Consider the following 12,173-nt stretch of genomic DNA (forward strand, 5'->3'; position numbering starts at 1 on the left):
TTATGACCACGCTTTCATTCACGCTCGACCCGCAGAACGTGATTTCCGCCATCGACCCGCGCCTGTTCGGTTCGTTCATTGAACATCTGGGCCGCGCGGTTTATACCGGCGTCTATGAGCCGGAGCACCCGCTCGCGGATGAAGACGGGTTTCGCCAGGATGTGATTGACCTCGTCAAAGGGCTGCACGTCACCACGGTGCGCTACCCTGGCGGGAATTATGTCTCCGGCTTTAACTGGCGCGACAGCATCGGGCCGAAAGAAGAGCGCCCGGTGCGCCTCGACTACGCCTGGATTAGCAAAGAGACCAACCAGTTTGGCATTGAGGAGTTTGCCCGCTGGTGCGAAAAGACCGGCGTCGAGCCGATGATTGCCGTGAACCTCGGCACCGGCACGCCGCAGGAGGCGGGCTATTTCGCCGAGTACTGCAATCACCCCGGCGGCACCACGCTCAGCGATTTGCGTATTCAGCATGGCCGTCGCGAGCCGTATAACTTCCGCCTGTGGTGTCTTGGCAATGAGATGGACGGGCCGTGGCAGACCGGGCAGATGAACGCCCGCGAATATGCGCACAAAGCGCGCGAAACCGCCAAGATCCTGCGCTGTATCGACCCTAAGGCGCAGCTGGTGGCGTGCGGCAGCTCAAGCTCGGCGATGACGACCTTCCCGGAGTGGGACCGCGTCGTGCTGGAGGAGCTGTACGATTACGTCGATTTCATCTCCTGCCACCAGTATTACGAGAACGAAGGCAGCGAGACCGATTTTCTCGCCTCCTTCGTCAATATGGACAATTTCATCGAAACTATCGTCAGCACCGCCAATTACGCCAAAGCGGTGCGGCGCAGCAATAAAGAGATGATGATCTCCTTTGATGAGTGGAACGTCTGGTATCTGCGCGGCGATCCGTGGGACGCGCCGATGAAAGATCCGGCGAACCGTTTTCGCGAGGCGCCGCCGCTGCTTGAAGACCGCTACTCCTTCCTCGATGCGCTGGTGATGGGCGGCCTGCTCTGCTCGCTGCTGAACCACGCCGACCGGGTGAAAATGGCGAGCCTGGCGCAGCTGGTGAATGTGATTGCCCCGATTTTCACCGAGCCGGGCAAAGGCGCGCTCTGCCAGACGCTTTACTGGCCGTTCGAGATGGTCGCGAGCGTCAGTGACGGCGTGGTGCTGCGCCACCAGCTGCCGGTCCCGACGTTCAGCAGTAAATATGGCGACGCCCGCAGCGTTCAGTCGTCGGTCGTGTATAACGACGCGCGCGGGGAAATTTATATATTTGCCGTCAACTGTGATTTCACCACCGCCTTTGAGCTGGACATCAACCTGCCGGCCTTCAGCGACTGCCGCCTGAAGGAACACAAAGTACTGCGCAGCGACGATCTCTACGCGAAGAACACGTTCGACGATCCCAACCGCGTGCATCCGGAGATTATCGATTACCCGCACGGCAGCCTGCGCGAGAACACGCTCATGCTCTCGCCGCTGACCTGGAACCGCATCACGCTGTCGGTCGCCCGCGCGTAAGGAGAACGCCGCGCGCCCGCGCGCGTTGAAGAACCTCTGACAGGCCCGAACCGCCGTTTTCGGACGGCGGCAGGGCCGCTGTATGCCTGAAAACTGAAAACAATAAGAGAGACACGATGAAAAAGATGATGGTACTGCCCTGTGTATTCAGCCTGCTGGCGCCCTGCGCGATGGCGGAAATGAAAGTGAATACGCCGCAGGGCGATCTGAAATTCTACGGCGATGTGGAGTTTAACGTCGATGCGGCGAGCCGCACCGGACAACTTACGTCGCTGCGCACGTCTGACGATAAAGACTGGAAACCGGGCGACCACGAAAAGTGGGACGTCAATGGACGTATTCTGCTGGGTGTCGATGGCTACCGCGAGAAAAACGGCAATTTCGCCGGGTTCACGGTGCAGCCGCTCGCGGATCTGTCAGGGCATACCAATCTGGATGACGCGGCGTTTTACTTCGGCCAGCCGCAGGCCTGGAAAATCAAAGTGGGCCGTTTTGAAGCCTACGACATGTTCCCGCTCAACCAGGACACCTTTATTCAATACTCCGGCAATACCGCGAACGATATCTACGGCGACGGCTTCGGCTATGTCTATATGATGAAAGAAGGCCGCGGGCGCAGTAGCAACGGCGGCGCGGTGCAGTTCAGCGGCGAATACGGCAACTGGTACTTTGAGCTGAACAACATGGTGAAAGACGGCACCACGCTGTTTGCCGACGACACCTACCACGGCAACGCGCTGGAGAACAAAAAGAACGTCATCTATATGCGCCCGGTGATTGCGTGGCGCGACGACCACTTCTCCGCCGCCGTGGCGATGGAAACGAACGTGGTGAGCAATGCTTACGGTTATAACGACGCCCAGGGGCGTTTTCAGGATCAGTCAGACCGCACCGGCTATGGCGCGACCTTTACCTGGAACAGCCTGAAAAACGATCCGGACGACGGGACGGTGATTAACCTCAACACCGCGTATATGGACGCCGATGATGAAACCGACTTCAGCGCCGGGGCCAACGTCCTGTGGCGTCATCTGGAACTCGGTTATATCTACGCGCATAACAATATTGATGATTTCAATATGACGAGCGTCGGTGAAGAAGACGGCCAGCTGAAATACCCCGGCAAATATGACATCCACACCGTGCACCTTTCATACGGCTTCACCAACGTAATGGATATGGATAACTTCAATATCTATCTCGGCGCCTACTGGTCGCAGCTGTCGCTCAAAGAGAGCGACTACGACAACGAAGGCGATAAAGACCGCTACGGCGCGCGCGTTCGTTTTAAATATTTCTTCTGACGCCCTCGCCCCTTCGCGCCCGCGGAGGGGCCAAATATATTTTCCGCATTTAGATAGCGATTTTTGTTGGTTCTCATCCCCGTCGCCCTGCGTTTTTATTACGTCGACAGACAACAAATAACAACGGACGATAAGGGACATTCACCATGCATTTTTCCATTACCGCGCGCAGCGTGGCGCTCGGCCTCGCGTTCAGCCTGATAACCGCAGCCAGCGCGGCGCCGGTGAAAGGCGGCACGCTGATTTATCTGGAGCAGCAGGCGCACACCACGCTCTACCCGCCCGCGGGCGGCTTTTATCCCAACGGCGGCATCCTGAACCAGATAACCGATAAGCTCACCTGGCAGAACCCGAAAACGCTGGAGATAGAACCATGGATAGCGCAGTCGTGGAGCAGTAACGCGGATAAAACCGAATACACCTTTAAAATCCGCCCAAACGTGACGTTCTCTGACGGCACGCCGCTTGACGCAACTGCCGTGGCGAAAAACTTCGATACGTATGGGCTTGGCAATAAAGCGCTGCGCCTGCCGGTCTCCGAGGTCATCAATAACTACCAGCGCAGCGAAGTCGTCGATCCGCTGACGGTGAAGTTTTACTTCAGCAAACCCTCGCCCGGCTTTTTGCAGGGAACGTCGGCGATTGGCTCCGGGCTGGTGTCGCTCAGTACGCTCGCGCGCAATCTTGATGAGCTTGGCGACGCGCGCCATATCATCGGCTCCGGCCCGTTTGTGGTGCAGAGCGAGACGCTGGGCCGTGAGGTGAATCTTACCGCGCGCAAGGATTACCAGTGGGGCCCGCAGAACAGCGCGCAGCAGGGCCCGGCGAATCTTGATGGCATCAAAATCGTAGTGACGCCGGAGGACAGCGTGCGCATCGGCGCGCTGCTGGCAGGCCAGGCGGACGCCATTCGCCAGGTGCAGGCCTATGATGAAAAACAGGCGGCGGATCAGCAGTTCCCGGTCTATGCCGCGCCGACCCGCGGCGTCAATGACAGTATCGCCTTTCGACCCGCCAACCCGCTGGTGGCCGATCTGAAAGTGCGTCAGGCGCTGCTCCATGCGACCAACGCGCGCCAGATTGTCGACACGCTGTTTTCGCCGAACTATCCGGTCGCCACCTCTGTGGTGGCGAAAAGCGCGCCCGGCTACCGCGATTTAAGCGCCAGACTGACCTTCGATCCGACGCTTGCGAACCGTCTGCTGGACGAGGCGGGCTGGCAAAAAGGCGCGAACGGCATCCGGGCCAAAGCGGGACAGCCGCTGAGCCTGACGGTCTATGAATCGCTGCCGCAGCCGCAGAATAAAGAGGTGCTGCAACTGGTGGCGCAGCAGTGGAGACAGGTGGGCGTCCAACTCAACGTGCGGGCGGGCGACGCGGGCACCAAAGCGCAGGACAGCCTCGATCCGGCCAAAACCCCCGTGAATGTGGTGGAAGTGGGCCGCGCCGATCCGGACGTCATCAAAAGCCAGTTTCATCCGTTGAACCGCGACGCGCTGTTGCAAAAAGGCGGCCTGAGCCAGAAAACCGACTTTATCGACGACAAACTCAATGCGTTGCTCACCACCATCGCCTCGGAAGTCGACCCGCAAAAACGCCTCGCGGCGGCAGGCGACGCGCAGACGTATCTCATCGATAACGCTTATATCATTCCGATCTTTGAAGAGCCGCAGGTTTACGCCGCCGCGCCGTGGGTGAAAAACCTCGCGTTCGAGGCGGTAGGCCGTCCGAGCTTTTACGGCGCCTGGCTGGAGAAACACTGATGGACGGGCGTTATCTCGGCGCGCGCGTCGGTCAGGCGCTGCTGGTGCTGTGGGCCAGCTTTACGGTCTCGTTCGTACTGCTGCAACTGCTGCCGGGCGATGCGATCGCCATTAAGTTTCAGAACCCGGAGCTGGGGTTAAACGCCGCCCAGATAGCGCAAATGCGCACCGCCTATGGCGCCGACGCGCCGCTGTGGCGGCAATACCTGGAAAGCCTCGGCGGCGCGGTGCGCGGCGATTTCGGCTTTTCACTCCAGGCGGGCGTGCCGGTGAGTGCCCTGCTCGCCGCCAGCCTCCCCGCCACGCTGCGCCTCGCCGCGCTCGGGTTTACGCTGGCGCTGGTTATTGCCGTCCTGCTCGCCGCGCTCTCCACGCTTAGCCACGCACGCGTGCTGCGCCGGACGTTCGCGGCGCTGCCGTCGCTGTTTGTCGCGGTGCCGACGTTCTGGCTCGGGATCACGCTCATTCAGCTCTTTTCTTTCCAGTTGCGGCTGATCCCGGTGATAAATCCAGGGTTCTGGGAGGGACTGATATTGCCGGTGATGACGCTTGCGGTGCCGATCAGCGCCCCGCTGGCGCAACTGTTGATTCGCAATATTGACGTCGTTATGCACCAGCCGTTTGTCACCGTCGCGCGCGCCAAAGGCGCCAGCCACCGCGGTGTGCTGTGGCGTCACGTGGCGCGCAACGCCCTGCTGCCGGTGCTGACCGTCGCGGGCCTGCTGCTGGGTGAACTCATCGCAGGCGCGCTGGTGACGGAAACCGTGTTTGGCTTAAATGGACTCGGACAACTGACCCGCGACGCGGTGAACAATCAGGATCTGGCCGTGTTACAGGCCATCGTACTGGTGGCGGCGCTCGGGTTTGTTCTCATCAATCTGCTGGTGGATCTACTTTATCCGCTGCTCGATCCCCGGCTGTCACTGTCGCGGAGGGCCGCCTGATGACCACGCTCGATCTCACTCCTGTCAGGGCGCGCCGCGGGCGTTTTTTGCGGCGTCCGCCTCTGCCGCCAGGGCTGACGCTCGCCTGGCTCACGCTGTTGCTGACCGCGCTGTGGGCGCTGTTTCCGTCGCTTTTCACCGCGTTTGATCCGCTCACCGGCACGCCGGGCGCGCAGCGCCTGCCGCCGGGAAGCGAACACTGGCTCGGCACCGATCAACTGGGGCGCGATCTTTACGCCCGGCTGGTCTGGGGCGCGTCGCATACGCTCAGCGGCGCGCTGGTGGCCGTCGCGCTGGGGCTTGGCGCAGGCACGCTGTATGGCGTCGTCGCCGGTGCCGCGGGCGGGCGCACCGAACAGTGGCTGATGCGGCTGGTGGATGTGTTGCTCGCGATCCCCGGCCTGCTGCTGGCGCTGTGCGTCATTATTCTGCTCGGTTTTGGCACGGTGAACGCCGCGCTGGCGGTGGGCATTACCTCGGTGGCGAGCTTTGCGCGTCTTGCCCGCGCTGAAGTCGTCCGGGTGCGGCATACCGATTATGTCGAGGCGGCGATCGCCTGTGGCGGCACCTTCTTCAGCACGCTGTGGCGCCATATTTTGCCCAATTCTCTGACCTCGGTGCTGGCTTACGCCGCGCTCCAGTTCGGCAACGCCATTCTTGCGCTCTCCACCCTGAGCTTTCTCGGCTACGGCACGCCGCCGCCCACGCCGGAATGGGGATTGCTCATTGCCGAAGGGCGCAACTATCTCTCGACCGCCTGGTGGCTCACCACCTTCCCCGGCCTTGCGGCAATCGCCGTGGTGCTGGCCGCTAATACCCTCAGCCACTATTACACCCGGAGAGCATGATGAGCGAACCCGTCCTGGATGTACGCACTCTGAGCCTCGGCTGGCGTCACGGGCGCGACGTGCGCCGCGTGGTCCATAACGTCTCTTTTTCCGTCGCCCCCGGCGAAGTGCTGGCGATTGTCGGCGAATCCGGCTCCGGCAAAACCACACTCGCGCAGACAATTATCGGGCTTGCGGGCGAAAACGGCGTGTGGCTGGGCGGGGATATCCGCCTGAACGGCGAAACGATTACCCACGCGAGCGAGCGACGGATGAACGCCCTGCGCGGCAAAGTTATCAGCCTGGTGCCGCAGGACCCCGGCAGTTCGCTGAACCCGGTGAAAACCATCGGCGAACAGGTTGCCGAAGTCTTACAGCTTCACACCGGGCTGGGGCGACGCGCGCGCGACGCAGAAGTGGTGGCGCTGCTTGCGCGCGTCGGCCTCAGCGAACCGGCGTTGCGGGCGAAGCAGTATCCGCACCAGCTCTCCGGCGGCATGAAGCAGCGGGTGCTGATCGCCATTGCGCTGACGCTGAAGCCCGCGCTTATCATCGCCGATGAGCCCACCAGCGCGCTGGACGTCACGGTGCAGGCGCGCATTCTCGATCTGCTGGATGAACTGCGCCGCGACGCCGGCACCGCCGTGCTGTTTATTACGCACGATCTGGCGCTGGCCGCCTCCCGCGCCGATCGCCTGCTGGTGTTTCGTCACGGCGAAATTCAGGAACTGGGGAGCGCGGCGCAAATTACCCACGCGCCGCGCGCGGCCTATACCCGGCAGCTCTTTGCCGACGCCCCGGCGTTTGCCGACAGCTTTCGGACGCGGCCAGCGCTGAATGGCCCGCCAGCGGCGGAGATCCGCGCGCTGACGCAGCGCTTCACGCTGGGCGGCCATACGCTGACCGCGCTGGACGCGGTAAACCTGACGCTTGAGCGCGGCCTTACCCATGCGCTGGTAGGCGAATCCGGCAGCGGCAAGACCACGCTGGCGCGCATTTTGCTCGGCTTTCAGACGCCGGTCAGCGGCACGGTGACGGTTAATGGCACCGAGTACGCCACGCTCAGCCGCGAAGCGCGCCGCCCGCTGCGCCAGACGATCCAGATGGTCTGGCAGAACCCGTTTTCGTCGCTCGATCCGCGCCAGAGTCTGTTCTCGATTATCGAAGAACCGCTTCGCAATTTTACCCGCCTCTCCCGCGCGGAACGGCGCGAGAAAGTCTATGACATGGCCGCGCGCGTCGCGCTGGCCCCTGCGCTGCTGGCGCACAAGCCGCATCAGCTCTCCGGCGGCCAGCGTCAGCGCGTGGCGATTGCGCGGGCGCTGATCGCGGCCCCGCAAATCGTCATCCTTGATGAGGCGACGTCAGCGCTGGATGTCACCGTGCAGGCGCAAATCCTGACGCTGCTTGAAACATTGCAGGATGAGCTCGGCCTCACCTACCTGTTTATCTCCCACGATCTGGCGACCGTGCGCCGCTTCGCGCATCAGGTCTCGGTGCTGCGCGCCGGTAAGCTTGTGGAGCACGGCGATGTCGCCTCCGTGTTCCACGCGCCGCAGAGCGATTACACGCGCCAGTTACTGGACGCCATTCCGGCGCCCCGCCCGTTTAATAAGGATGTCGCATGACAATAAAACGTTTAGGTTTTTTCACCCGCCTGCTGGACCGCGTCAGCGCGGCCGAGCGCTACCGCCTCGCCACCGAGCAGATCCTGCACGCCGAGCGCTGCGGTTTTGACACCGCCTGGGTGGCGCAGCACCACTTTCATGAAGCGGAAGGCGGGCTGCCCTCGCCACTACTATTTTTAGCGCACGTGGCGGCGCAGACCCGGCGCATCCGGCTCGGCACGGGGATCATTACGCTGCCGATGGAGTCGCCGTTGCGCGTGGCGGAAGACGCCGCCGTGCTTGATCTGCTCAGCGACGGGCGCGTCGAACTGGGGCTGGGCTCTGGCGGCACGCCCTCTTCATTTCCGCCGTTCGGGCTGCGAAGCGAGGCGCGCGGCGAGGCCTATGGCCGCCATCTGGCGCTGCTGCGCGCAGCGCTGAACGATGAGCCGCTGGCGGGCACTGATAATCATCTCTACCCGACCGCGCGCGGGTTACGTCAGCGGCTCTGGCAGGCGACTTTCTCGGTGGACGGCGGCGCGCGCGCCGGGCGCGACGGTGACGGCCTGATGCTGTCACGCACCCAGCCGCGCCCGCCGGGCAAGCCGGATATGCCGCTGGACGCGTTGCAAAACCCGATTATCGACGCCTATCTCGACGCGCTGCCCGCTGGCGTCGCGCCGCGCATTATGGCCTCGCGCACCGCGTTTGTGACGGACAGCAGCGACGATGCCCGCCGCTTCGCGCAAACGGGGCTTGCGGCCCAGGCGGAGCAGTTCCGCGCCCAGGGCCACCGGCTCGCGGGCGAAACGCTGGAAGACTATATCGCCGCCTTCGATGTGCATCTCGGCACGCCGCAGGAAACGCTCGCCACGCTATCAGCCGATACGGCGCTGGCGCGCGCCACCGATCTGTCGTTCCAGGTGCACTCCATCGATCCGCCGCACCCGTTTATTCTGCGCTCCATCTCGCTGCTGGCGCAGCAGGTGGCGCCCGCGCTGGGCTGGAAACAGGGCGCACCGTTCGCTGATGTCATCTCCCTTAACCCGATCAAGGAAACTTTATGACCCGCTCGCCCGATCTTCTCGATACCCTGGCGGATATCGCCCCTGGCTCCCCGCTGGCACTGGCGCGCGCCACCCGCGACGCCGCGACGCTGAACATTGTCCGCAGCCACGAGGCGCTGTTTAGCGGCGCAAGCGATCTCACCCGCGCGGAGCGCCTGCATCTCGCCCGCGAGGTGGCGCGCTGGCATGAGGATGAGGCGCTGTACGCGCACTATTCGGCGGCGGTGGAAAACGAACCGGCACCAGCAGCGCGTCTCTCCGCTGCCCTCGGTCATGCGGAGATCCTGGCGTTTCGCCCGGTACAGGCGACCGCGCAGGCGATAACGGCGCTGACGGAAGCCGGATTCAGTGAAGAAGCCATTGTGACGCTCGCCCAGGTGGCGGCGTTTGTGAGTTTTCAAAGCCGCCTGCTTCGCGGCTACAGGTTGATTAACGGCGGGCGCGTGGCGGGCGAGACGGCCATACCGCCCGCAGGCCGCTGGCATACCACGGCCACCACGCAGCGCGGTCAACCCGCCCCGACCGCCTTTACACAGGCTGAACTGGACTGGGAGCCGTGGCTTGCGCCGAAAGCGCTCGCCGCGTTCAGCCCCGACGAGCAGGAGACGCTGCACCGTTTCGGGCATCAGGATTCCGGGTATTTCCGCCTGCTGGCTCGTAACCTGCCCGCGCTGGAAGCCCGGACGCTGACGGATAAAGGGATTTTCTATACGCCGGGCGGGCTGGCGCGAGCGGAGCGGGAGCTGGCGGCGACGGTCGCGAGCAAAGTGAATGGCTGCATTTACTGCGCCTCGGTGCATGCCCGTAAGGCGAGTCAGCTGTCGAAAGATAACGACGCGGTGCAACGTTTGCTGGAAGTGGCGCCGGGTGGAAGCCTGAGCGCCGGGCAGTCAGCCCGCTGGCAGGCGATTATCGATTTCAGCGCCGCGCTGTCGGCCACTCCCGCCTCGGCAGGGGCGGCGCACGTGGCGGCGCTTCGGGAACAGGGGTTGACCGACCTGGAGCTGCTGGATCTGGTGCAGGCCACCGCCTTTTTCGCCTGGGCGAACCGCCTGATGCTGACGCTCGGCGAGCCTTTTGTGCCAGCCTGATCTGGCGCCGGGCGTCAGTGCGACCGGCTACTGCGCGTTAAACGGGCTGTGGTGATGCAACACAGCGTCGATAACCTGCAGCGCGCCGCTCTGGTTGTTGGAGCCGGTCGCAAAGCGCGCCGTCTCTTTCACCTCCGCCGCCGCGTTCTCCATCGCAAAGGAATAGGTCGCCAGACGCAGCATTTCGAGATCGTTGGCGCTGTCGCCCACCGCCACGCAGGCTTCCGGCGAGATATTCCAGCGCGCCATCAGGCGCTCAAGCCCGCTGGCTTTGTGCGATCCGGGGATAATCAGATCGACAAACCCGTAGCCGCTGGTGACGGGCTTGACGACGCCTTCCAGCTCGTTATGCAGGTTCTCAATCAGCGCCGGGATCTGGTTATCCGGCAGGTTGAGGGAAAATTTGAAGATGATGTCGTCGATATCGAGCAGGTTTTCCACCGGCTTGAGGCGATGATAGTGCTTCGACATCAGGCTGATGAACGCCTCCGGCGCGCCTGCCTGGTAATACGCGCTCGCAAGCCCGCACACCACATAGTTGAAATCGCCCTGCGCCGAGAGCGTATTCACCACCTGATGATACTGTTCGCGGGTCAGCTCGCCGTGGTGGATGCGCTCGCCATGGTCATAAACCAGCGCGCCGTTTTCGGCGACAAACGCTATCTCGTCTTTGATCTCCGGAAAGAACGAGATGAGCTGGTAATACTGGTTGCCGCTCGCCACCACAAATTTAATGCCCTGCTGCTTCAGCGCCGCATACTGCGTTGTAAACCTTTCTTTATCGTACTGTTTGTTGTCGTTAAGAAAGGTGCCGTCCATATCTACTGCGATGAGCTGAATTTTCATACTGCCTCATTTAGTCGTTACCACATAAGCGGCTCATGCTATCACTGTTTTATTCGCTTGCCATATGAGTAAAGGTGGAATCATTTTCATATGAAAGCTTCAGGTTACAGCGAATCGTCTCTGTTTAAAGATAGCGGAAACCGTAGCGCGGCTAACGGGAAGTCTCATGCAGACGTACCGGGCGATGTGTGCCCGGTGCGGATTAACGGCTGCGCTTGGCGTGGCGCTCCCAGTTCTCCTGTTTCGCCTCGGCGGATTTCTTCAGCGCCACGTAACAGGCGCCGCTGCCGCCGTGGTGGGCAAGCGCGGTGCAAAACGCCTGAACGTCATCAAGCTCGGTCAGCCAGCGCGCCAGATAGCTGCGGATCACATTGGCGTGGGCGTTATCCTCGCGCCCTTTGCCGTGAATGATAAGCAGATTGCGCAGCCCGTCGCGTTTCGCCTGGTGAATGAAAGCAAAAAGCCTCTGGCGGCATTGCTCCACCGGCTGGCGCAGCAGGTTCAGGCTCGCCTGCTGGGGATATTTACCGAGGCGCAGTTTATCCAGCACGCCCTGCTGGAGCCCCTCGCGGCGGAACTCAAGCGGCTGTTCGCGCGGGATAAGATCCAGAAAACCGGTGGTCAGCGGGTTGTCGAGCTGTAAGGTATCGATGCGCGGCGCAAGACGCGGGGCTTTCGGTTTCAGGCACGGCGCGACGTTGGCATTTTTCAGGGGTTTGACATCTTCCATGGCGTCAAGAAAGAGTGATTTGTCGTCAGGGTTCACGGTCAATCCTCCGGGACTTCGTCAGGGCGCACACTATAGCTTCCCTTTCAGAATGGCTCAATGTGCCGCGCTGCGCGCACTATTTTCTGCGGGCATTTTTCGCGCTTCGTTAAAGCGAAACGCTAACAGTAAAAATAAATCGCATATCTCCCCGATAATGACGCAGCAAACAAGGCGATGCGGGATCACATTATTCAGTTTCGCTAATGCTTCATGTTAAATATATGTGAAATAAATCACCCCTTCGCTGTGACAACGGGCATTTATGTTGCTATATATTTCTTATCCGCATGTTAAGGAATAATAAAGCGGTACCAAAGCCAGGAAGCGCTGCTGTGTGTACTGTGGGGCCTGAATATGATGTCTTCAGGCTCTATTTTTTATTTTCCAGAAAAAAGAGAGTTCGCTTTGTTTTTTCTGGGAATGCAGGCGGCG

The 12,173-nt window shown here is 61.6% G+C and carries 10 protein-coding genes; 8 read left to right on the forward strand and 2 right to left on the reverse strand.

Annotated features, from left to right (window positions below; genetic code table 11):
- Nucleotides 1-2: 2 nt before the first annotated feature.
- The 8 genes from AB8W27_RS10630 (at nt 3) to AB8W27_RS10665 (ending at nt 10,126) form a co-directional block, all read left to right on the forward strand.
- Complete coding sequence (locus AB8W27_RS10630) at nt 3-1,523, forward strand: alpha-N-arabinofuranosidase (protein ID WP_015741175.1); 1,521 nt, start codon at nt 3-5, stop codon at nt 1,521-1,523.
- A 116-nt stretch (nt 1,524-1,639) separates the two neighbouring features.
- Nucleotides 1,640-2,827: a carbohydrate porin gene (locus AB8W27_RS10635; protein ID WP_007760943.1), complete on the forward strand. Its 1,188-nt coding sequence runs from the start codon at nt 1,640-1,642 to the stop codon at nt 2,825-2,827.
- Between the two features lie 146 nt (nt 2,828-2,973).
- Nucleotides 2,974-4,590 (forward strand): TIGR04028 family ABC transporter substrate-binding protein, encoded by a 1,617-nt coding sequence (locus AB8W27_RS10640; RefSeq protein ID WP_015741174.1) that lies wholly within the window; start codon nt 2,974-2,976, stop codon nt 4,588-4,590.
- A complete protein-coding gene (locus AB8W27_RS10645; RefSeq protein WP_015741173.1) occupies nt 4,590-5,534 on the forward strand; it encodes an ABC transporter permease in 945 nt (314 codons plus the stop codon). Before AB8W27_RS10640 ends, AB8W27_RS10645 begins: the two co-directional genes overlap by 1 nt.
- A complete protein-coding gene (locus AB8W27_RS10650) occupies nt 5,534-6,382 on the forward strand; it encodes an ABC transporter permease (protein ID WP_041923511.1) in 849 nt (282 codons plus the stop codon). The genes AB8W27_RS10645 and AB8W27_RS10650 overlap by 1 nt, the downstream gene beginning before the upstream one ends.
- Complete coding sequence (locus AB8W27_RS10655) at nt 6,382-7,989, forward strand: ABC transporter ATP-binding protein (protein ID WP_041923510.1); 1,608 nt, start codon at nt 6,382-6,384, stop codon at nt 7,987-7,989. The genes AB8W27_RS10650 and AB8W27_RS10655 overlap by 1 nt, the downstream gene beginning before the upstream one ends.
- Nucleotides 7,986-9,035 (forward strand): putative FMN-dependent luciferase-like monooxygenase, encoded by a 1,050-nt coding sequence (locus tag AB8W27_RS10660; RefSeq protein ID WP_015741170.1) that lies wholly within the window; start codon nt 7,986-7,988, stop codon nt 9,033-9,035. The genes AB8W27_RS10655 and AB8W27_RS10660 overlap by 4 nt, the downstream gene beginning before the upstream one ends.
- Complete coding sequence (locus AB8W27_RS10665; RefSeq protein WP_015741169.1) at nt 9,032-10,126, forward strand: alkylhydroperoxidase domain protein; 1,095 nt, start codon at nt 9,032-9,034, stop codon at nt 10,124-10,126. The genes AB8W27_RS10660 and AB8W27_RS10665 overlap by 4 nt, the downstream gene beginning before the upstream one ends.
- A 27-nt stretch (nt 10,127-10,153) precedes the next feature.
- Here the strand turns inward: AB8W27_RS10665 and AB8W27_RS10670 are convergent, their stop codons facing one another.
- Both AB8W27_RS10670 and smrA read right to left on the reverse strand, forming a co-directional pair.
- On the reverse strand, nt 10,154-10,972 hold the full coding sequence (locus AB8W27_RS10670) for a Cof-type HAD-IIB family hydrolase (protein ID WP_015741168.1): 819 nt from the start codon (nt 10,970-10,972) through the stop codon (nt 10,154-10,156).
- 202 nt (nt 10,973-11,174) lie between these two features.
- Nucleotides 11,175-11,738: a DNA endonuclease SmrA gene (smrA, locus tag AB8W27_RS10675; RefSeq protein WP_041923509.1), complete on the reverse strand. Its 564-nt coding sequence runs from the start codon at nt 11,736-11,738 to the stop codon at nt 11,175-11,177.
- Between the last annotated feature and the right edge of the window lie 435 nt (nt 11,739-12,173).

The sequence above is a fragment of the Cronobacter turicensis genome (genome assembly GCF_041222865.1).
Classification (GTDB): domain Bacteria; phylum Pseudomonadota; class Gammaproteobacteria; order Enterobacterales; family Enterobacteriaceae; genus Cronobacter; species Cronobacter turicensis.